This is a genomic window from Sulfolobus sp. A20, assembly GCF_001719125.1.
GTDB lineage: Archaea > Thermoproteota > Thermoprotei_A > Sulfolobales > Sulfolobaceae > Saccharolobus.
The window spans coordinates 960,523-982,548 of sequence record NZ_CP017006.1; the positions used below are offsets into that span (position 1 = coordinate 960,523).

Here is a 22,026-nt window from a genome sequence, read left to right on the forward strand (position 1 = left end):
ACCTCTTAAGTTTATGTGTCAATTTCTTTTTAAGACATACTAGATTAAGTACTTTATCATGAGTACTTCTATAGAGGAAAACTTAAAGCCAAATATAGTTGTACTCTCCACATCAGATCTAGAGGAAGAAATAAAAGGGATTGTTGAAGAGTTCAAGAAATATAAGTTGGATAACGAAGAAGAGCACAAGAAAATAGGTGAAGTTCTATCAACAATAGTTAAGTTAACTAGTTGGATAAATCTTGCGAAATCTCAAGGAGTATGGAAATCTAAGACATGCAAGCACTCAATTAATTTTGTTTGTGAAGCTTGGAACATAAGCGATCCGGAAAAACTTGGAATTCCATTAGACGCTATAAGCACGACTCAAGATGGTAATAAAAAAGTAATAGTAGGCAAGTTCCCAGATATATGCATAGTATGTCCTTTATACGAAGGTAGAAGAAGTTGAATATTCTTGATTATATATTTTGTTAAGATAATTATACAGCTTTTTTAATGACTCGTTTTGTAAGATATATTCAGCATCTATATCATTTATTAATTCTTCAACTGCACTTGATAAGTCTGAAATTATTATATCTATTATTTGTTTATATTCTTCTTCATTTGAAATTTCGATACATTTCTTAATGATCTCATCGCTCGGATGAGTAATTCCCTTTAAGTATTTGGTTATTAATGCGGGTGATACTTCTAACTCATCAGCAAGCTCCTTCTTGCTTCTGTTTTGGAGTAAAATGTAAATGATACTAAGTCTAGACTCTTTACCTAAATCATGAATATATCTAACCACGATTATTTACTTTAAGATTGTAAACTTTAATAAGGTATAGGTATATGTCCTTAACGTGAAGGGAATAATATTTAATCTAGGTATTACCAAGGCTGAATTATCAGAAAGAGAATTAAATAAAGACTTCGTAGCCCTCACCCCGTTCAGAGTATTAATTGATGGGATAGAGAACGCTATATACGTAGGATTATTGTGGGTAGAGCCGGGGAGAATCTTGGGCTCAATAGGGCTAGGAAGAATAACGAATGTAGGTTTGGATATTGATAAATCGCTAGAGGGAAAACTTGTCCTAGTATTACCTTATTCTCAAACATACGGAGGAATTGGCACAGAGATAGATGGAGTGTTATGCGAAAAAGCGAATGTTCCATTTGATAGTATAGTTGTAATTCCGCAATCAGAATTTAATGAAAAATTTTTATTATATCCTTATGTTAGCTTCGCTCTTCAATTACCTGCTATAATAACCAGTGGAAGTACATTGATCGTAGGGGGAGGACTTTATGGAACAATTTCCGCTCTATATCTGAAAAATTATGTAAGTAAAGTAAGTATTTATAGAGAAGATGGAATAAATCCTAAGTTAATAGGAGTAGAGGAGGTTAAGGAATTATCGAATGATTGGGACAACGTTATAATAGCTACATATAGGTCATGGATTAGAGCTTTTATAGACGTTTTTTCTAAATCTAACACAAAAATAGTAATGCCTAGGATATTAAATACATGGCCTATAATTTCTTCTCATAAGGTTCATTATATACAGCCAAAGGAAATGGATGGAGTGCTAGATTTTATAAAAACAAAAATTTCAAATAAACTCTTTGAAGAGCTAATAAGTTTCTCAGATAATATAGAAACTTCCCTTCCAGTACCAAAAGCTGGTGTAATTATAAATACTGAAAAACTTTTTAAACATTGAGTTCTTGTTTTATCGTTTCACCTAACCTCTTTATTCCCTCTACTAGCTGTTCTTTACTTGGATAGCTGAAATTAAGTCTCATAGTGTTCTTACCACTATAATCCGCATAGAAGCTTGAACCAGGCACATATGCAACACCTTTTTGTAAAGCTTTTTCTAACATTTTCGTAGTATCAATTTTCTCTGGCAGCCAAGCAAATACAAACATTCCGCCAATCGGCTTACTCCATCTAGCGTCTTTGGGGAAGTATTCTTGAATAGCCTCTAACATTACGTTCCTCTTTTCCTTGTATATTCTTCTTATTTTAGGTAAATTATTCTGTATCACTCCCCTTCTTATCGCTTCCATTGCAATAAATTGTGACAATGACGGAGTATGTAAATCGATGTTTTGCTTATATAGTTCTAGTTCTCTAATTACATCTTCATGAGCTACTACCCATCCTAACCTAAGTCCCGGTGTTAAGATTTTGCTAAATGTCCCAGTATATATTACTCTTCCTTCCTTATCCAACGCCTTTATAGCCGGTGGACTATCTCCCTCAAATACAAGAAAACCATAAGCATCATCTTCCACTACTAAGAAGTCATACTTACTTGCAATTTCCAAGAGTCTTTTCCTATTGTCCAAGTTCATGGTAGTTCCAGCGGGATTCTGTGCTGTGGGAATCACATAAATTAATTTAATCTTCTTACCATCGCTTACTTTTTCTCTCACCTTTTTTTCTAGCTCGTCTAGATCTGGTCCATTATCGTTTACATTAATTGAGTTAAAATTAGGTCTTCTTGTTCTCATTACATTTAGTGCAGCTAAATATGTAGGTGCCTCTACTATAACTTCATCTCCGGGATCTACTAGAATGTTAAAGAGCATAAATAGTGCTTCTTGGCTTCCAACGGTAACGAATATATTTTTTTCACTAATGTTAGATATTCCTCTTAGTCTCGATAGATTTACCAGTTCTTTTCTAAATTCGAAAATTCCCGCTGTAGTACTATATTGAAGTGCTCTATCATAATAGTTAGTTAAAATATCGTTTACTATCTTTTTAATCTCCTCTACTGGAAAAGTTTGAGGATCTGGCAAACCTCCTGCTAAGCTAATTACATCTCTACCCTCAGTAAGCTTTAATAGATCTCGTATTTCAGAAGTTCTCAAATAACTAGTTTCTTTCGAAAAGAACTTTTCGAGCATAAGGGGTCAAGTTTTATTTTCGAGTTAATAGTTAATATGTTTATGGATTACTGGTTTGCTGAAATAATAACTATCGGAAACGAGATATTAAGCGGAAAAACCGTAAATACTAATGCTTCGCACATAGGAAGAAGACTCACTTCATTAGGTTTTACAGTGAGAAGAATTACTGTAGTCATGGACGAGATAAATGAGATTGCTAATGCCTTTAAGGATGCTATTAACCGTAGACCGAAAGTTATTATTTCCTCTGGTGGGTTAGGTCCAACATGGGATGATAGAACTGCAGAAGGTTTAGCCAAAGCATTAGGAGTTGAACTAGAACTAAATAATTCTGCGTTTGAAATGATAGTTAATAAATATAACAAGATGAATATACCTTTAACTGAAGAAAGGAAAAAAATGGCATTTTTACCCAATGGGGCATATCCTGTTGAAAACTATGAGGGCATTGCCCCAGGAATATACATTTATTATCAGAATATTGATATACTAGCTACTCCAGGTGTTCCTAGAGAAATGGAAAACGTATTAGAAAATTTTGTAACGAGATATTTGAGAAATAGACCTAATTTAAGATACTACGAAGAGTATTTATATACTCAAGGTGTTATGGAATCAGCTATTGCCCCTTACATAAAGACGTTAGTCAAGAAATATGATGTTTACATTAAGACACACCCCAAGAGTTATGAATTAACAAATCCGATTCTAGAAATACAGATAGCCACTAGTGGAACTAATGAGGAAGAGGTTAAAAATAAAGTCAAGGGCGTAAAGGCTGAACTAGAAAATATAGTAAGAAGTTTGAATGGCATCATAAAAAGTTCTTTATGAACTTCACTAGTGTCTCTGGATCCTCAAAATTTGGAAAATGTCCACAATCATCTATGATTTTTGTTTCAATATCTTTCATATTATTCTTAAATACTGACAAATTCGAAATCAATCCATCATTGTTTCCATAAATTAATAGCGTTTTACTGCTTATCTTTTTAAGATCTTCAGAGTAGTCTTTTGCCATTAGAAGTCCTTCCACAGCGTATTTATATCCTAAGACATTGGTTTCTTCATATACTTCTAATAATGAATTCCAAGCTGTATAATTATTTATTAATTTTTCTGAAAATTCTTTATAAATTCTTCTATATTCAGCTAGTGCCCTCATGCCAAAATTTTGTGCTACCCTTAAATACTTTTCATATGCTTGTGCTGATGGCGATTTATATAAAGCTCCAATCAGAATAAGTTTCTCTGTATTATACTTTAAAGCGTAGTCTATTGCAACTAAAGATCCAATAGAATGTCCTACTAAAATTGGACTTTCCAATCTCAATTGTAAAATTAGTGACCGTAAATCTTGAGAGTGATCTTCTATATAGTATGGTCCAAAAGGTATTGAAGATCTACCATGACCTCTGAGATCATAGACTAATATTAGGTTTTCCTCAGCTAATTTAGGCGAAACAAATTTCCAACTCTTATAACTTCCAGCTAGATGATGAATTAATACTATCGGTTTTCCACTACCTGCCATATTGAAAAAAAGTCCTATATTACCATTCACGTATTTAAAAGGCATACAAGATCTAATTATATTTCCTTTAATTTTTATTTATTTTTTACCTACACAATAAGATTTATCACCTCTAGGTATTTCCTTTAGTACTTATCAAGAAAACTGAATAGATTTAGGAAACATGATTACAATTATACTGTAGTTGATGTTGAATATATTATAATTTTTAATTACTTTAATTCTTATTGAGCTAAAGCTAGTAAGGTATAAATCTATAAATCTTTTTATGAAAGCAATAACTATAGTAAAAACATAATTAATTTTATTATTAAATATTTTTATATTATACCATTTTTCCTTACTTTTTGATAATAAGATCATTATTATTCTTTTAATTCTTTAATATATTTATACTAAGATAGGAGATAAACAAGTAATGTATTATATATTTTATAAGGGTATGAAGTATAATGACTCAAATATTTAATAAACCTTGTAAGATTCTGAGCTCAACTCTATGAATAAATTCTTACTTACAATAAAATGGTATATATTAAAAACTCTATATGAATAAAAATCAAAATAATCAGTATTTTAATCTCCTAAGATACACTTCGCCTAGAACTACGGGGTATTCTATCTTAAATTTATTTAATACTAAGGGATTAACTTCACCTAATATTCCAATTACTTTATTCATATGTTTTATTTGTGCTACTCTTCCTTCCATAAATATATTATCAGTAACCTCTTCATAAATAGGCTCTATACCCAACGTCTTTAGTATGTAATGTAATGGAGATTGCAGTTCTTCAAAACTTACTCTGCTATCCATTATTGCATATCCTATTCTCTTATCATTAGTGTAACCAACGTCCGTATCGTTAGACCTAATTACAACATCTCCTATTTCAAAGACTCTCACAGGGAATCTAGCGTGTTGATTCCTCGAGAGGAAATCTAACAAGACTGGCAATAGCGAGTTTCTGATAGCATTGTACTCAACTGAGATAGGATTAACTATTTTAACATAGTCGTTCTCTAATAATTTACTATCCTTAATTAGTACAAAATTAAACACTTCTGTGAAATTAGCACCAATACTTAAATCCCTAATTTTTCTCTCTAATAGGCTCAATTCATCATATTCTCCATAACTCGTTGCAGAATATTTGGGTATTCCAAGATTGTTATAGCCAATTCCCATTGCAACATCCTCAACTAGATCGATCTCCTTCTTTACGTCAATTCTGTATGGTGGTGTGAGTACCTTAATAACCTTACCATCATCTTCACAATTCATTCTCATCCTCATAATTTGAGGACAGATCTCGGTATTAAAGCCCAATATATTACTGATGTAATCCTTGTTTGTTTGAACCAGATTATGAATTAATAATGGCGAGGATATGACATTTTCGCCTATCTTAGTTTCAACTATTCCTATAGTTCCACCGGCTTCAGCTAAGTTAGTTACGATAAGGTCTAACGTTTGAGCAACAGCATCAAACGATGTTCCAGTTACGTCAATGAATAAGTTTTTAGTCTTTTCAGTAAGTTTAGTTTTCTCGCTATTTATTATAGGTGGTAAACTTAATATTTGACCATCATTTTGAATTATAGCGGGAGATCTTTCGTCTAAAATTGATATTTCTCCATAGAGTTTACCCTGCTCAGTTTTTATGATTACGTCTTTTACGCTCATCTCTTCAGAGTAATTTAGGGGCACAAATTTGTGATTTAAGCTTACGTATTTATACAATATTTCTTTGCTATCAATTTTATCTAGATTATGTATACCTATCGCAACCTTCTTTCTTTTCCTGCCAATAGTCGAATGTAATTTCTCTTGGAACTGAATTAATTCTTGTAAATCAAGATTTTCTAAACCATAGACTATAGCACCTAGTGCATAAGGTCTAGATTTCACATCATTAACAATCAATTTATAATCTGTCTTAACTACCTTATATTTGGATTCTCCAACTTCTATATTTAATAGACCTTTAATTGCTCTTATAATCCCAGCGGAATGCAATAAATCCAATCTATCCGCATTTATTTCTATTTCAACACTGTTTTCGTCTAATGGTTTCATTTCTGATTTCAAATTAAATAATAACTCTTCTAATTCACTTTCAGATATCTTTAATGGGTTTAGTAATTTATACTTATTTAGTACTATTGTTACCATACTACTCACTTTCTTTCATTTCTCTTATATATTCAATATTATTCGAATAAAGTAATCTAATATCATTTATATTTAAGAAATGCATGGCTATTCTTTCTAATCCCATTCCCCAAGCTCCGGCTCTACTTTTAATGTTTACGGCTTCAAGAATTTCCGGTCTTAATAGCCCAGCTCCACACATTTCTACCCAACCTAATTTTCCTAAATATCCATAAACTTCTACACTTGGTTCTGTAAAGGGGAAATAAGCTGGCTTAAACTTTACTTCTTTTATATTTAATCTGTAAAAGATTTCTTTTAGCACCCCCAATAGATCTCTAAAAGTAAAATTATCATCAATAATTAGACCATCCAATTGATGAAATTCTATTAGATGTGTAGCATCTATTGAGTCTGGTCTGAATACTTTACCTATTGTGAAGGATTTAAGAGGAGCCTTGGGCCTTGATGCGAGCACCCTTGCAGTAGTTGCAGTAGCTTGGCTTCTTAGCATTAATCTTAATGATATTTCTTGGCTCCACGTATAATTCCATGACTGTTCATGAATTCTCTTGACGTTTTCTAATAGTTCTTTATCAGTTAATTTACCTTTGCCTTCAACGGAAAAACTATCATGTATTTCTCTAGCGGGATGATCTTGTGGCTGAAATAGAAGATCAAAATTATAAAATTCCATTTCTATATAATTTGTGTTAACCTCCTTAAATCCTAAACTAATCATTACATCCTTTACTTTTTCAAGAAATTCCTTGAAGTAATGTTTTTTAGCTAATGGATAAAATGGAGGAAAAGCTCTAACATTGTATTTCCTAAACTTATATTTCGTCCAATCACCTGTTACTAATAATTCATGTGTGAGATAAGTAATTCCTATATCATTCGCTTGGGGCTCTCTAATTAGTTCAACTTGTAGTATGGCTCTTTGCTTTCTTATAATTAGCCCCCTCCTTTCCAACAACGCTAATGTCTCCTTATCGGCATTTTCTAAGCTAATTAAAGCTTCGAATTCCTTAGATCTATATTCATTAAATTTAGGTATTACTTTACCTTGTTCTATCTTAATGAGTCCCTTTCTCCTAGCCCAACTGATTGCTATGTTATAATCGTCCCGCAATAGTTCTTTTATCTCATCTAGACTTTTCTCCTTACCTTTCAAAATATTTATGAGTATATCCTCTGGTAATCCCTCTTCTTTTCTTTTCTTTCCTTCTTCTGTCAATTCATATTGCTCTACGTTAATTCTCTCTATCCTAACATAACCCTTGCTAGCTAGAAGTTCTAATAGGCTAAGAACAGAATTTGTTTCCAGACCTGTTCGTTTAGCTATCTCATCAGAATTAGATTTTTTAACACTTTTTAAAAACTCAAGTATCTTTAATTCATTTTCACTTAACATTTAAATCACAACTCGATTGACTGTCCAGGCTTCAGTAATATCGGATTATATCCCTTACTCCTCACCAGTTTCACAAACTCGTTTTCATCAACCTTTATTAAATCCCATGTGTTGAAATGAATTGGAATAGCTCCTTTCTTGGGCTTTAAGTATTCGACAGCTATAGATGCTTGATAAGGATCCATTGTAAATCTTCCACCTATTGGTAATAAAACATAATCTGGCTTGAAGACTTCTCCTATTATTTTCATATCCTCAAATAAACCAGTATCACCTGCATGATATATTGTGATTCCATCAGCAGATACTATGGCCCCAGTAGGATCACTGTGAGTACTAGAATGTACAGCTTTAGTTAACGCTAAATTAACGTTGTCTACTTTTATTAATCCTCCTACGTTAGCAGGGATAACGTTATCCCATGGGATCTTATAGGTTTCTGCTAGATATGCTTCCAGATCATAAGTTGCAAATAACAGTGCTTTAGGATTTTCTTTGATCAGTTGTACTGCATCCCCTAGATGGTCATAGTGGTCATGTGTTACTATTATTATGTCTAAGTTGTTTTTGAAGTAGTCTAACTTAAAAGGACACGAGGGATTATCTTTAATGAACGGATCTATTATAATATTTTTTCCACCTATTTGCAGTAATGTTGCCGCGTGACCTAACCATCTTAGTTGAGCCATATACAACATTTTAGTAGGAAAAAATTAAAGCTTACATATCACTAGATTACATTCATGAATGAAGATGAAGTTGAAAAATTGCTATTAGCTGGAAGAATCGCAGCTAAGGCTAGAGATGAAGCCTCAAAAGATATTAAACCCAATACAAAAGTAATAGATATTTGTGAGGAAGTTGAAAATATTATTATAGAAAATAAAGCGTTTCCGGCATTTCCTTGTAATTTATCCATAAACTTTGAAGCAGCTCATTATAGCCCTACTATAAATGACGAAAAAAGAATACCTGAAGGTGGAGTAGTTAAATTAGATTTAGGTGCTCATATTGATGGATATATAAGTGATACTGCAGTGACAGTAAGTTTGGACAATAAGTTTCAGCGTCTTTTAGATGCTTCTAGAATAGCGTTAGAGGCTGCTATAGCTAACTTAAGAGTTGGAGAAAGTATAGGTGAGATAGGTAAGATAATTGAAAGAAACATTAAATCTCAAGGGTATAAGCCTATTAGAAACCTAGGCGGTCACTTAATTAGGAGATATGAGTTGCATGCTGGAGTATTTATTCCTAACATTTATGAAAGAGGTCTAGGCGTAATTCAATCTAATTCAGTTTATGCCATAGAACCCTTTGCAACAGATGGTGGAGGAGAAGTTATTGAAGGAAAAGATATAACGATATACTCATTAAGAAATTACAGTATTAAGAACCTTTCTGATAAGGAGAAAGATTTATTAAACTATATTTATAATCATTTCAATTACTTGCCATTTTCTGAGCGATGGCTTAAGGAGTTTACTTCGAATATTGATGAACTAAGAAATATTATGAGAGCGTTAGTAAAAAAAGGTAATTTGAGAGCTTATCCTATATTAATCGAGGTAAAAAAGGGCATAGTTTCCCAATTTGAGCATACGGTTATTGTTAAAGACAATTCTATTATGGTCACAACAAAATCTGCTTAAAAAAAGTTTAATTAATTCTGATCATATAAGGTTATCGGAGAATATGAGTTTAATTGCTATTGCCCAAACGAGTGCAAATCAGATTAACTCCTTATATTACATATTATACACTGTAATCTTCTTTGTCTTGCTGTTCCTTCTATACTTGCCGGGCGTTAATACAAGATTAACAGTTTCCATGTTATCTAGAGGTATTGAGGCGCAGCTAGGAATGATTGAAAAGTATTTAAACGATTCCAAAGCTAAGATGGAACAATTGCTTAAAGAGAGAGGAGTACAAGATCCTAAGCCTTTAATAGATAGGATTTCCGAAATGTTCATCATTGACCCTGTGAGTGTAGAACCTACCGATATAATAGGTAGAATGAGACTATTATTAAGGACTGGAGAGGATAAAATTAGAGATTTAATAACTTTAGCTGTGCCTAATATAGATGCGGTAAATAGAAGTAAAATTGAGGTAGCAGCGGAAGTTGTTAATTCTCTAAATCTTATCTATAAGGTTATAAGGCATTACTTAATAATGGCAAAGAAATTGAATAGTGTTATATTATTATATCAGTTACAATTTATAGTCCCTCAACTTGTTAAGATATCTGAAGCTTATTCCAAAGCTGTTAATACTTTTGTGAGAGGAATACCTGTAGGAGACTCCTTAGGTCCTCTAGTAGCTTCCTATTTATTCATGAAGGCTGATAAGAAATGGAATCCAAGTAGAGACACTATTGCAGGCGAATTAGATTTTGAAGGAAGAAAAATAATTGTAGTAAAAGCTGAGGGTCCAATGGCTACTGTAGGTAGACCTGGTGAGGCCGTAAGCAACGTTATTGAGGAGTATAAGGGGAAAGTATCTAGAATAATAACTATTGATGCAGCGTTAAAGCTTGAGGGCGAAAAAACCGGCTCGATTGCTGAAGGTACGGGAGTAGCTATGGGAGATCCTGGTCCAGAAAAGATAAGTATAGAAAGGGTTGCTGTAAAGTATAATATACCGATAGATGCTGTAATTGTTAAGATGAGTATGGAAGAAGCTATAACAGAAATGAGAAAAGAAATATATCAATCTGCCTCAAAAGCTTTAGAATTAGTAAAGAAGATTATTCTAGAAAGAACTAAGGCCGGAGATATAGTAGTTGTAGTAGGCGTTGGAAATACTGTAGGGGTGGCACAATAATGTCTTCAACTCAACAGCAGCAACAAAACGTTAGTGTATATACTGTGATAAAATGTGCAAATAATGATTACGAAGTGGAGAGGACATTTCAAGAGGGAGATTACGTACTTAAAGTAGTAGGGACTTGTCCCAAAGATGGAGGAACCTTGTATATAGCTGGAATATATGCCGTAGTACCTACGTCAGAAAAAGAGGGTTAACTTTTTATACGATAATCTGCCATTTTATTATGTCCACCCGGCCATAGTGGGCGGGAAACACCCGGACTCGTTTCGAACCCGGAAGTTAAGCCGCCCACGTTAGGAGGGCAGTGGACACCGAGAGGGTCCGCAGCCCTCCTAAGCTGGGATGGACTTTATATTCTTCTTTTTCCATATTTATTGCCTAGTTGAAGTCCATGAAGAAAATTTATGATGAAATTTATGGCTATATTAACTTAAGCGATAAGGAAGTTAAAATAGTAGATCTACCAGAATTTCAAAGGCTAAGGAGAATAAAGCAAACCAGTTTAGCCTACTTAGTATACCCTGATGCTATGCATACTAGATTTAGTCATTCATTAGGTACTTTTCATTTATCGAGTATTATAGGTGAGAAGTTCGTCCAAATGGGTGTAATAACATCAGAGGAATTAAAATATTTGAAATTAGCCTCTTTACTACATGATATAGGGCAATTTCCCTTTACACATAGTTTAGAGCCATTATACATTAGGCATGGTATATCCACTAGGGATTTACGTAGAATGATAATTCTCAAGTCACCCAATTTTCAAGAGATTTTCGATGAAGAATCAATAGATAAAGAGAAAATTTTGGATATTTTAGATGGAAGATCTATAATTTCCTCGATAATTGATAGTGATGCTGACGTCGATAGAATGGATTACTTAGTCAGAGACTCTAGGCATACAGGGGTCCAACTAGGTAATATCGATCTTTATAGACTGTTAGATACAATCTTTTATGGGAGTAATGGTGAAATCGTTATTCAAAATAAAGGAATTTACAGCCTAGAGAATTTTTATATTTCTAGATTGCACATGTATCAAGCCGTTTACTATCACAAAACTATAATAGGATATGAGTTGTTATTAAGAGAGATACTTAGGTTAATATCGGAATGTTGTGATTATTCTATATTAGATCCAAAAGTTATAAAAGAATTAGTTAATAGTGGTAGTATAGCATATTGGGATGATAATTGGGCCTTTAGTGTACTTTATGACTATCTTTATTCTACGAACTCACCTGAACACTTAAGGCTAAAGATAAAAAGTTTCTTGGATAGAAAAGGTCCTAAGGTGGTTTACGAAAAAATAGTATATGGTCATGAGGAAAGAGATAATAAACTAGAAGATATTAGAATTTTATTAGAAAAATCTCAAATACCACCAGATTCTATTTACCCATTAGAGGAGAAGATTAGAATAATAGATAAAGCTAAAATAAAGATTTTAGATGAAAATAGAGAAAAGAGCATTAAGGATTTTGAATCAACATTGATTTCTAATGTACCGGAAATTTTAACTATAAGAAGGGTCTATATTGACTACGAATACGTTAAGAGAGCTAGAGAGGTTTTAGCATGATAAGACTCTTATTATTAGATTTAGACGGTACTCTTACAGAAGATAGAAATGTAACCAATTTGGACATACATGCTATAGAATCTATACGGGAACTTCAGAAAACAGGAATAAAAGTAGGTCTAGTTAGCGGAAATTCTTATCCTGTACTTAGAGGACTTTATACCTACTTAGGCTTAAATGGAGGTCTAGTGGCCGAAAACGGTTGTATCGTTTTCTTCAAAGGAGAAAAACATATACTTTGTAGGAAATTAGAGGCAGATATTATACAACAATTTAAAATAACTTTTGGTGTTAAAGACACTTGGCAGAATGAATTTAGATATTGCGATTTCGGCTTTACTCCACCTAAACTCACTGAGGAAATGGTTAAATGGGCAAAGGATAGGGGATTATATATTAAAAGCAGTGGATACGCTGTACATATAGCTTTCGAACCGGCAGGGAAGGGAATTGGTGTAAAAAAATTAATAGAATTTCATAACGTTGATAGGAAAGAGGTTGCTGCTATAGGTGATTCTTCTACGGATATAGAATTATTTAATGAAGTTGGACTTAAGATAGCAGTAGGCAATGCAGATGAAGAGTTGAAAAAAATCGCGGATTACATCACACACGATAAAAGTGGGAAAGGTGTAAAGGAGTTTATAACAAAACTACTTGAGGGGGTTAGATTAAGATGAGTGAGGAGGAAGTATATAACTTAATTTATAAATACGCATTACAGAACGCATATAGATACAACGGTAAAGCTGATGCAAAAGCAGTAGTAGGGAAGATTTTTGCAGAGAGACCAGATCTAAGAGGAAATAAGAATATACTTGAATTAGTTAAGCAGATTGTTGAGAAAGTAAATTCTATGACATTTGAAGATCAGAAGAAGGAGATAAGTCAGAAGTTCCCTGAATTATTAGTGGAAAGAAAAACTGAGCAGGCTAAGAAAACCCTTAAAGTGGATAGTAAAGGAGAAATCGTAACACGTTTCGCTCCGAATCCAGATGGTCCTTTACATCTAGGGAATGCTAGGGCTGCCATATTATCTTATGAATATGCGAGAAATGGCAAGTTTATTCTAAGGTTTGATGACACTGACCCCAAAGTTAAAAAACCTATAAAGGAGGCTTATGAGTGGATTAAGGAAGACTTAAGATGGTTAGGTATAAAGTGGGACGCGGAAATATACGCTTCAGATAGATTAGAAATATACTATAATTATGCTAGGCATTTACTTAGTAAAGGTTATGCATACGTTGATACTTGCAGGAATGAGGATTTTAAAAAATTTAGAGATAGTAAAGGTAAGATTAAAGAACCGGAATGTTTACATCGTAACTCCCCCATAGAGAAGAATTTGGAATTGTTTGATAGTATGTTAAGCGGTAAGTTTAGGGAAGGTGAAGCGGTAGTAAGGATAAAAACTGATCTAAGTAGCGAGGATCCTTCTCAAATAGATTGGGTCATGCTTAGGATAATTAATACTGAGAAGAATCCTCACCCTAGAGTTGGAAGTAAATATATTGTATGGCCTACTTACAATTTTGCTAGTGCCATAGATGATCATGAGCTTGGAATTACTCATGTTTTGAGAGCTAAAGAACATATGACAAACACTGAAAAACAAAAATGGATTTATAATTACTTTGGTTGGGAATTACCTAAAGTTCTACAATTCGGCAGATTAAAATTAGAAGGTTTTATGATGAGTAAGTCTAAAATCAGAGGAATTATAGAGAAAGGTTCTACTATAGACGATCCTAGACTACCTACGTTAGCAGCTCTCAGAAGGAGAGGAATATTACCAGAAACTGTTAAAGAAATTATTTTAGATGTAGGAATTAAAATGAATGATGCTACCATAAGCTTTGATAATATTGCAGCTATAAATAGGAAAAAGTTAGATCCAATAGCTAAAAGGTTAATGTTTGTTCATGATTGGGAAGAGTTTATCATCGAATTACCATATACGATCACAGCAAAGATTCCCTTAATACCATCAAAGGATTTGTATAGAGAAATAATCGTAAATCCTGGTGATAAAATCTTACTGGAGAAGAACGATGTAAGAGGTGGAGATGTAGTAAGATTGTTAGAGTTATGTAACGTTAAAATAGAAGGTCAAAAACTAATATTTCACAGTAAGGAAATATCTGAGGCTAGAAGGGTTAACGCAAGAATAATCCATTGGGTTAAATATGATGATAAGGTCAAAGTAAAAGTACTGAAAGCTGAAGGAGACAAGCTAGAGAAAATTGAGGGTTATGGAGAAAAAATAGTACGAGAATTGAAAGAAGGCGAAATAGTACAATTTATGAGGTTTGGGTTTGTAAGAATTGATAAGATAGATAATGAAGAAATCGACGCGGTTTTTTCGCATGAGTAAACTTTTTAGCTGAGTTAACTCTTAGTCAAATGCGGGACGAAGATAAGAGAGGAGGATGAACGCTATGTCTAAACCAGTTTATGTAAAATTTGAAGTACCTCAAGATTTAGCAGATAAGGTTCTAGATTTAATAAGAAAGGCTAAAGATTCGGGGAAAATAAAGAAGGGAACTAACGAGGTTACAAAAGCTGTAGAAAGAGGTCAAGCTAAATTAGTTGCAATTGCTGAGGATGTTCAGCCGGAGGAGATAGTAGCACATTTACCAGCGTTGTGTGATGAGAAGAAAGTTCCTTATGTTTACGTCTCCTCCAAGAAAGCACTTGGTGAAGCTGCTGGTCTTCAAGTAGCTGCTGCTTCTGTTGCAATAATTGAGCCAGGCGAGGCTAAAGAAATATTGGATGAAGTTATAAAGAGAGTAAACGAAATAAGAGGAAAAGCTACATCAAGTTAATTCTAATGCCTTTTTTATACATTAAATTTATTTTCTTTCCAGTTCTAAATTAAACCGTGGGCCCGTAGCTTAGCAAGGTAGAGTGCTGGGCTCCAGATATGTGCTATACATTGGGTCAGCCGACCTTTCCTAGGGATGAGGTATATCTGGAGAGGAGAGACCCAGTGGTCCGGGGTTCAAGTCCCCGCGGGCCCATACATTTTGATGGTCGTTAATTTTTAACTATTTGACTTTTCGGTATATAATTTTTAACATAATCCTAGACTAAGCGATTAGCTCAAAATCATTTTTAACCGTTTATTCCTTAAAAAGGGTTATTGGTGATGATCTTCAATGTAAAAGTGATAATAAAAGTTAATGGCTTCAAATAAGGTTATTCATCTTGTAAGAGAAGACAGACTTTAATTTTCGTAAAGTAATTTATTGCCGATGAATTGGGACGAAAGGAGAGTAAAAATCATTGAAGAACTTAGAAAATTGGGTATAGAGCCTTATCCAGCTAAATATGAGATTACACATACTATTAAGGATATAAAAAATCTTGCCCTTTCTTACGATTCAAAGTCACATGAACCATTCGTGTTTAACATCTCTACCGCTGGAAGAGTGGCTAATATAAGGAGACACGGTAAAGCTTCCTTTGTAGATATTTTTGATGAAGGAGAGAAACTACAATTATATCTAAGAGTAAATGAGCTTAATGAAAAGTATGAAGATTTCTTTAAGTATATAGATAGAGGGGATATAATAGGAGTTAAAGGCGATGTGTTTTATACCATGAAAGGAGAGTTAAGCCTACTTGTAAAAGATTATAAATTATTGTCGAAGGCATTAGTAGAACCGCCGGACTGGTCTAAACTATCCCCAGAATTCAGATATGCTCATCGTTATGTCGATTTCCTATATAATGATAACGCCAGAAGAGCAATGGAGATAAGGTATAGTGCAATTAGAAGCATTAGGGAATACTTATATTCTAAGGGCTTCATTGAGGTAGAGACTCCAGTGGTTCAACCAGTATATGGTGGAGCTTTAGCTAGACCTTTTAGAACTCATGTTAATTATCTAAATGAGGATTGGTACCTAAGAATAGCGCTTGAATTATATCTTAAAAGGTATATTATTGGAGGATTTAATAAAGTATTTGAAATTGGAAAAGTTTTTAGAAATGAAGATATAGATGTGACTCATAATCCGGAGTTTACTTTACTCGAGCTATATTGGGCTTACGCTGACTATAATGATATCATGAATCTAACTGAAGATTTAATAAGAACAGTCGCTAAAAGAGTTCTCAACACCACAAAAATCACTTATAGTAAATATGAAATAGACTTAGAGAAACCATTCAGAAGAGTTTCCATGTTTGAGGCTTTATCAGAAGCTTTAGGAAAGAACGTAGAAGGTATGACCGATGAAGAGTTAACAGAATTAATGAAGAAGTATGGTCTTATTCCTAGAGGGAATAAGTACATAAGAGGACTAATGATAGAGAAACTCTTTGATAAGTTAGTAGTGCCTAATATTGTAGATCCTACATTTATAACTGACTATCCTATAGAGACTACTCCATTATGCAAACCTCATAGAAGTAAACAAGGATTAGTAGAGAGATTTGAGCTATTTATTGCAGGAATGGAGTTTGCTAATGCGTATACGGAGCTTAATGATCCGATACTTCAAGATAAATTATTTAAAGAGGAGCAAGAGATGTTCAAGCGTGGGGATGAGGAGGCACATCCATATGATAAAGACTTTATAAGGGCGTTAAGTTATGGGATGCCTCCTACTGGGGGTTTAGGAATAGGAATTGATAGATTAATAATGTTGTTAACTAATAATTATAGTATAAAAGAAGTAATTCCATTTCCTATGATAAGTAGTAAAGTTATCCTGGAGGACGATTAGAAACAAATATTGCAAATATAAAAGTTAACAAGAATATTGACTGCAAGTAAAAGGACACTTTTTCACCGTTTTCCCCTAGAAATCTCTTTAAAGCTTCAGTTAATAGTTTCCCTCCATCGGTAATTATTAAAGGCGCTGCGTTGAAAAGTGATAGGCTGAAATTTACTATGAACATCCAAGTGAAAAATGTTAATATTGATATTAAAGGTCCCGGTATATAATATGTAACGTAAACACCTAACAAATGGTTGGGAATGTAAACTGATATATTATGAAAAGTATGATTAGGCAACAACAATGTTATTGAAACGTTAGTGTAGTTAGTGAGGAATTCATGCAACTGTTGAAAAGTAGTAATAGGATGACCGTTTATGGCATATATTATATCTCCTGCAGTTATTGAAGAATTATAAGCTACGCTATTTTTTAGCACACCCACTATCTGTATACCATGAGATAATGCGCTTGGTAAATATGGTAGTTCAAAGGATAGTGGTAATGCAATAAGTGCTAATATTAAATTTATCACTATACCAGCACTTATTATCTTTATCTTACTAGTTGTTGATGAAGAGTTAAACTCGTTATCGTCTGGCTCTACAAATGCACCTGGGAATATTGCCAATAGCAAAATTCCACCATTTTTTACTCTAACATTATTTGAAGTAGCTGATAGCGCATGAAAAATTTCGTGTACTGCAACCGAGATTCCGATAGCTAGTAAGAGGTATGGAACTTGTGACAATCCTATAGTAACGCCAGGGATGATCGGTTTAAGTGCAATAGAAGGTGTTTGATTAGGTTTTATTGTAAACATTTCAACTATTATATAAAATATTAGTGATATTCCCCCAATCATTAATATAAAGCCTAGAAACATTGATATTCTCTCATAGATTTTGTATATTTTGGATTTAGAAACTCTAGGAAACCAATATTCCCTAGATTTTTTTCTCCACATTATAAAGAAAGGATAAACAGTTATATTGTATTTTTTAAGTTTATCTTTTAATAAATAAATTATTATCCAAGATGCTAGAAATGTCACTAATGTTAAGTAAATAATATCCATAAGTCTAAATACAGTGATAGTGAATATAAAAACTATGCAAGTAGAGTATACAGATGCTCATTGGAGACTATTAACAAAGAAAAGGAAAATGGCTTTAGACCTTTTATATAACTTAAAAAAATTAGGGCTTATAGGCTTTGTTTATGGATCAGTAGCTAGGGGGGATGTAAATGAGAAAAGTGATATAGATATCGTAATTTTTGAACCTAACTATATTTTGTTAGATACGTTGAACGTTCATCATAAATATATTATTCAGCCTACACCTTGGTCAACACCAAAAGCTTATTTATCGCTAGATGAGGACGAGAAAGTAGTAATCTCATTTCCTCTTGGAAAGCTAAAGCGAGATGAAGTTGAATTCTATAACTTTGGAGGGTTAGTGGGTATAGAGGATCTAGAGAATAATAAGAGAGTGCCCGGAGTAAACAAGAAATTGTACATAATTGAACCTACAGATTACGGACATATGGAAATCTCTCTGCAGGGAAATGAGGACTACGCGTCTAAACTATTAAAGATTTCAGTTAATACTATAAGGGAAAGAGAAGCGTTATTAATGAAAAGGAAAGAAAGTGGTCACTCTGGTATATACCTTAGATATGATATTAGTGGAGATGATACTATTTATGATGTAATAAATAAGTTATATAAGACCAATAAATATTTTAGGAGAATGATAAATGTTTAACATAGACAATTTATATTTAGATAAAAACTTGAAATTAAATGTAATAAATGTAAAACGCTCTCATATAAAGGAGTTAATAACTTTTGATTTAATGCTAGGGACTCAGATTATTGGTAGGTGCAATTATTTTGAGGGCAGAGAGTATTATACTCCTTGGTTAGAAATTGATTATTATCCAGTTTTAAGATATATGTCAGAAAAGCTTGAAGTAAATTTATTTAAACGCATCTACAACTTATTGTGTCCTGCATCTAAGTTGTTTGTTACTTATATCAGAGATAAGGAGACTATGGAAATGCTATATAAAGGTCAGCATCCAGCTGAAACCCCCTTAGGTTTCTCGATTCTTTCAGCTGGTTTTACGTGGTTTAAGAATTGGTATTTTCCTGAAGGTGGTAATGAAGGTTTCCCTAAACTCCAAGCTAATAAACCTCTTAATTTATCTGATGCTATAAGGCAACTGACAGAATTAAAGAGAGAAGTTAAAAGTGAAAAAGTGAGAGATAAAGTGGAGGAATTAATTGACCATTATAGGAAATCCGGAGATAAGCTTATACAATGGGAAATTACCTAAAGGATGTGAACTCTGCAGATTAGGAAGCAAGTTAGTATTATACATAACTGGATATTGTGATGATAACTGTTATTATTGCCCCGTTAGTGAGGAACGTTTTAATAAGGATAGAATTTTTGCCAATGAGATGGAAGTTGTTGCAGATCTCTTTAACATAATCTATGAGGCTTATAGAATGAAGGCATTAGGTGCCGGGATTACCGGAGGAGACCCCATTCTTAAAATTGATAGAGTAGTTGAAGCAATAAGGTTACTTAAGGACGAGTTTGGTCAAAGTTTTCACGTTCACTTGTATACAACTGGTCGTTATGTAAATGATGATGTGATGATAGAGTTGGTCAATGCTGGATTGGATGAAATTAGATTTCATCCAGTTAAGGAGATATATTTAAATGCGATAAAGACGGCATTGAAATATGATATAGATGTAGGTATGGAAATACCAGCAGTTCCTAATGATAATGAGAAAGTAGAGAAGCTAATAAAGTGGGCAATAGAAAACAACGTTAAGTTTATAAATTTAAATGAATTAGAATTAAATTCAAGAAATTATACAAATCTTAATAGTAAAGGGTTTCGCGTAGGTCATGGTATAACTGGCGTATCGGGTAGTTTTGAAACTGCATACGATATTATCAAGAAATTTGAGAATGAGAAGAGGTTGACCTTACATTATTGCAGTTCAGTTTATAAGGACGTTGTTGAGACTAGAACTAGGTTCTTTAGAACAATAAAATATAGTGCTAAAGCCTATGAAGATTATACCAATGAGGGAACTGTTGTAAGAGCAATAATAAGGACCGAGAAACCTATTTACGAGATGGAAGATTTCGGTGAGAGAATAAGTGAAAATGAGTATTCAATTTCTCCAACTGTAGTTGAGAATCTTAAGAAAAAATATATGGGAGTAATAAAGGAAATATACATCGTTGAAGAGCATCCCGATTTCAGAAGATTAAGGGTAAACCAAAATTTAATTTATACTAAATCTTAAAATTCCTAGTATTCCAGTAAGGCTCTTAAGTTGGTAATAAATAGGAGATTCCTTAGGTACTAATATAACTTCTCCGCGCTTATTCTCGACATCCTCGAGAATTTTTTCTATCTCTATCCTTTTCTCCTCGTCAGTATTTGATATCATATCTTCTATAACTAAGATTATATCTATTGCCCCCATCTCAGAGGCATTCTTTACATGTTCCACACCGTAAACTACTAAATTGGGTTGTTTTGTTAATAACTCTAAAGCCTTTTCCATGTATTTTATTCCCTTTGATATCTCATAGTCACTCATTATCTTGTCTATTATATCTCTTCTGAGTATTTCATTTAATCCAGCTCTGGTAGCTGAGGATACGCTATCAATATAGATGTTAACGTTTTTTAAATTAAGCTTTTTAGCTATAATTTCTTTAAAAAATCCAGGTCCAGCTATCAAAATTGCGTTAGGGTGATATTGATCTGTGAAAGATTGGATCTCATTAACTACTTCCTCTGCGTTTCTTTCAACTGTAATTTCATCGTCACTTATTGATTTTAAGTTTTTTTCAGAAAGTATTTTTATCCCTTGTTCGTACGGTATAGCAATTATATACTCATCAAAATCTACGATAACTATTAAAATATTGTTTTTACTCTTAGCTTGTTTGTATATTCTATCAACTGCATATTTAGACCAATGATCTTTTATTATAACTATTTCGTCCCCTATATCCAGATTAACAGTGTGATGAGCTCCTTTTATACCAAATCTCTCTGGTGCATCTTCTATTATTCCATGAATTCGTAATCTATTTGTAAATTCTTGAAATTCTGTATGCTCTACCTTAAGTATTATCGTCATCGGTATACGTCTACTCTCTTTCCCTAATCCTACGTCTCTTGAAGTACGCGCGATTATTTTATCTCCATTTTGTAAAATTATATGTAAAGTCCAAAGATCGTCTTCTGTCTCCACGTGTAACCTCATTAACTGTCTTTTCTCGTCAAACTCTAATATTCTCACATCTCATATATTACTCAAGGATGATACTTATATCTGATGCATCAGAGAATGATCTAGATGAGATATATCGAATAGAAGTTAATAGTTTTGAAAAGCCTTATCCTTATTCTCTTTTACGGGCATATTTAGTTTTAGCAGATGGCTTATATCTCACTGCTAAGTACGATGGAAAAATAATTGGATACGTTATTGGGATAATTCAGAACGGATACAGAGGTCATATAGTATCGATAGCCGTAGATAAGGCATACAGAAAGAGGGGAATAGGCTCTATTCTTCTAAAATCAATTGAAGAAAAATTTAAGATGAAAAATGCTAAATATTCTTATCTAGAAGTAGATCTAAGGAATCGTGAAGCTATTTCTCTATATTGGAAAAATGGATATATTTCTACATATTTGCGAAAAAATTACTATGGTAGAGGTAAGCATGCATTAATCATGGTGAAAAATTTATATAATATCAATATTGATTAATTTTCAAAAATTCTAAATAGGTTCAAAAGCCCGAAT

At 33.1% G+C, this 22,026-nt stretch carries 22 protein-coding genes, 1 tRNA gene, 1 rRNA gene and 1 pseudogene; 17 read left to right on the top strand and 8 right to left on the bottom strand.

All coding sequences use genetic code 11. From position 1 onward, the window contains the following. The first annotated feature begins 58 nt into the window (after window positions 1–58). A complete protein-coding gene (locus BFU36_RS05315; RefSeq protein ID WP_069282591.1) occupies window positions 59–451 on the top strand; it encodes a hypothetical protein in 393 nt (130 codons plus the stop codon). Here BFU36_RS05315 and BFU36_RS05320 read toward each other — a convergent pair. After that, window positions 428–796 carry a helix-turn-helix transcriptional regulator gene (locus BFU36_RS05320; RefSeq protein WP_069282592.1) on the bottom strand — a complete coding sequence of 123 codons (369 nt, stop codon included), beginning with the start codon at window positions 794–796 and terminating at the stop codon, window positions 428–430. The two genes, BFU36_RS05315 and BFU36_RS05320, sit on opposite strands and share 24 nt — an antisense overlap. A gap of 55 nt (window positions 797–851) precedes the next feature. Between BFU36_RS05320 and BFU36_RS05325 the strand changes: the two genes are divergently transcribed. Then, complete coding sequence (locus tag BFU36_RS05325) at window positions 852–1,718, top strand: alcohol dehydrogenase (RefSeq protein ID WP_069282593.1); 867 nt, start codon at window positions 852–854, stop codon at window positions 1,716–1,718. Here BFU36_RS05325 and BFU36_RS05330 read toward each other — a convergent pair. Further along, window positions 1,708–2,913 carry a PLP-dependent aminotransferase family protein gene (locus BFU36_RS05330; RefSeq protein ID WP_069282594.1) on the bottom strand — a complete coding sequence of 402 codons (1,206 nt, stop codon included), beginning with the start codon at window positions 2,911–2,913 and terminating at the stop codon, window positions 1,708–1,710. The genes BFU36_RS05325 and BFU36_RS05330 overlap by 11 nt on opposite strands. Window positions 2,914–2,955: 42 nt before the next feature. Between BFU36_RS05330 and BFU36_RS05335 the strand changes: the two genes are divergently transcribed. After that, window positions 2,956–3,750 carry a nicotinamide mononucleotide deamidase-related protein gene (locus BFU36_RS05335; protein ID WP_069284611.1) on the top strand — a complete coding sequence of 265 codons (795 nt, stop codon included), beginning with the start codon at window positions 2,956–2,958 and terminating at the stop codon, window positions 3,748–3,750. Here the strand turns inward: BFU36_RS05335 and BFU36_RS05340 are convergent. The 4 genes from BFU36_RS05340 to BFU36_RS05360 form a co-directional block, all read right to left on the bottom strand. Further along, complete coding sequence (locus BFU36_RS05340) at window positions 3,731–4,495, bottom strand: alpha/beta fold hydrolase (protein WP_083216353.1); 765 nt, start codon at window positions 4,493–4,495, stop codon at window positions 3,731–3,733. The two genes, BFU36_RS05335 and BFU36_RS05340, sit on opposite strands and share 20 nt — an antisense overlap. A 523-nt stretch (window positions 4,496–5,018) precedes the next feature. Continuing rightward, window positions 5,019–6,626: a phenylalanine--tRNA ligase subunit beta gene (gene pheT / locus BFU36_RS05350; RefSeq protein ID WP_069282596.1), complete on the bottom strand. Its 1,608-nt coding sequence runs from the start codon at window positions 6,624–6,626 to the stop codon at window positions 5,019–5,021. Between the two features lies 1 nt (window position 6,627). After that, window positions 6,628–8,022: a phenylalanine--tRNA ligase subunit alpha gene (locus BFU36_RS05355; RefSeq protein WP_069282597.1), complete on the bottom strand. Its 1,395-nt coding sequence runs from the start codon at window positions 8,020–8,022 to the stop codon at window positions 6,628–6,630. A 5-nt stretch (window positions 8,023–8,027) separates the two neighbouring features. Beyond that, complete coding sequence (locus BFU36_RS05360) at window positions 8,028–8,711, bottom strand: metal-dependent hydrolase (protein ID WP_069282598.1); 684 nt, start codon at window positions 8,709–8,711, stop codon at window positions 8,028–8,030. A 54-nt stretch (window positions 8,712–8,765) separates the two neighbouring features. Here BFU36_RS05360 and map point away from each other — a divergent pair, with 54 nt between their 5' ends. The 10 genes from map (at window position 8,766) to lysS (ending at window position 17,172) form a co-directional block, all read left to right on the top strand. Beyond that, the gene (gene map / locus BFU36_RS05365; RefSeq protein ID WP_069282599.1) at window positions 8,766–9,671 is read left to right on the top strand and encodes a type II methionyl aminopeptidase; all 906 of its coding nucleotides are present in this window, start codon (window positions 8,766–8,768) and stop codon (window positions 9,669–9,671) included. Between the two features lie 43 nt (window positions 9,672–9,714). Further along, complete coding sequence (locus tag BFU36_RS05370) at window positions 9,715–10,845, top strand: DUF1512 domain-containing protein (RefSeq protein WP_069284612.1); 1,131 nt, start codon at window positions 9,715–9,717, stop codon at window positions 10,843–10,845. Beyond that, window positions 10,845–11,045: a hypothetical protein gene (locus tag BFU36_RS05375; RefSeq protein WP_069282600.1), complete on the top strand. Its 201-nt coding sequence runs from the start codon at window positions 10,845–10,847 to the stop codon at window positions 11,043–11,045. The genes BFU36_RS05370 and BFU36_RS05375 overlap by 1 nt, the downstream gene beginning before the upstream one ends. A 33-nt stretch (window positions 11,046–11,078) precedes the next feature. Then, window positions 11,079–11,197, top strand: a 5S ribosomal RNA gene (rrf, locus tag BFU36_RS05380). A gap of 45 nt (window positions 11,198–11,242) precedes the next feature. Then, a complete protein-coding gene (locus BFU36_RS05385; RefSeq protein ID WP_069282601.1) occupies window positions 11,243–12,436 on the top strand; it encodes an HD domain-containing protein in 1,194 nt (397 codons plus the stop codon). Then, window positions 12,433–13,116, top strand: a complete 684-nt coding sequence (locus BFU36_RS05390; RefSeq protein WP_069282602.1) for a phosphoglycolate phosphatase — start codon at window positions 12,433–12,435, stop codon at window positions 13,114–13,116. Before BFU36_RS05385 ends, BFU36_RS05390 begins: the two co-directional genes overlap by 4 nt. Further along, window positions 13,113–14,813, top strand: coding sequence for a glutamate--tRNA ligase (locus tag BFU36_RS05395; protein ID WP_069282603.1), 1,701 nt, complete (start codon window positions 13,113–13,115; stop codon window positions 14,811–14,813). The genes BFU36_RS05390 and BFU36_RS05395 overlap by 4 nt, the downstream gene beginning before the upstream one ends. Before the next feature lie 64 nt (window positions 14,814–14,877). Further along, entirely contained in the window at window positions 14,878–15,264 is a 387-nt protein-coding gene (rpl7ae, locus tag BFU36_RS05400) for a 50S ribosomal protein L7Ae (protein WP_069284613.1), read from the top strand. A gap of 58 nt (window positions 15,265–15,322) precedes the next feature. Next, a tRNA-Trp gene (locus BFU36_RS05405) sits at window positions 15,323–15,459 on the top strand. Between the two features lie 234 nt (window positions 15,460–15,693). Next, complete coding sequence (gene lysS / locus BFU36_RS05410) at window positions 15,694–17,172, top strand: lysine--tRNA ligase (RefSeq protein ID WP_069282604.1); 1,479 nt, start codon at window positions 15,694–15,696, stop codon at window positions 17,170–17,172. Here lysS and BFU36_RS05415 read toward each other — a convergent pair. Continuing rightward, window positions 17,153–18,305 (bottom strand): annotated as a pseudogene (locus BFU36_RS05415) (site-2 protease family protein). The gene lysS and the pseudogene BFU36_RS05415 overlap by 20 nt on opposite strands. Here BFU36_RS05415 and BFU36_RS05420 point away from each other — a divergent pair. The 3 genes from BFU36_RS05420 to BFU36_RS05430 are packed head-to-tail and all read left to right on the top strand — an operon-like array spanning window position 18,279 to window position 20,503. After that, window positions 18,279–18,935: a nucleotidyltransferase domain-containing protein gene (locus BFU36_RS05420; protein ID WP_069282606.1), complete on the top strand. Its 657-nt coding sequence runs from the start codon at window positions 18,279–18,281 to the stop codon at window positions 18,933–18,935. The pseudogene BFU36_RS05415 and the gene BFU36_RS05420 overlap by 27 nt on opposite strands. After that, complete coding sequence (locus tag BFU36_RS05425; RefSeq protein WP_069282607.1) at window positions 18,928–19,509, top strand: DUF1122 family protein; 582 nt, start codon at window positions 18,928–18,930, stop codon at window positions 19,507–19,509. The genes BFU36_RS05420 and BFU36_RS05425 overlap by 8 nt, the downstream gene beginning before the upstream one ends. Beyond that, window positions 19,457–20,503 (top strand): radical SAM protein, encoded by a 1,047-nt coding sequence (locus BFU36_RS05430; RefSeq protein WP_069282608.1) that lies wholly within the window; start codon window positions 19,457–19,459, stop codon window positions 20,501–20,503. Before BFU36_RS05425 ends, BFU36_RS05430 begins: the two co-directional genes overlap by 53 nt. Here BFU36_RS05430 and BFU36_RS05435 read toward each other — a convergent pair. After that, on the bottom strand, window positions 20,483–21,514 hold the full coding sequence (locus BFU36_RS05435; protein ID WP_069282609.1) for an mRNA surveillance protein pelota: 1,032 nt from the start codon (window positions 21,512–21,514) through the stop codon (window positions 20,483–20,485). The genes BFU36_RS05430 and BFU36_RS05435 overlap by 21 nt on opposite strands. Window positions 21,515–21,534: 20 nt before the next feature. On the opposite strand from BFU36_RS05435, the gene rimI reads away from it, so the two are divergent. Next, on the top strand, window positions 21,535–21,990 hold the full coding sequence (rimI, locus tag BFU36_RS05440) for a ribosomal protein S18-alanine N-acetyltransferase (RefSeq protein ID WP_069282610.1): 456 nt from the start codon (window positions 21,535–21,537) through the stop codon (window positions 21,988–21,990). Window positions 21,991–22,026: the final 36 nt, after the last annotated feature.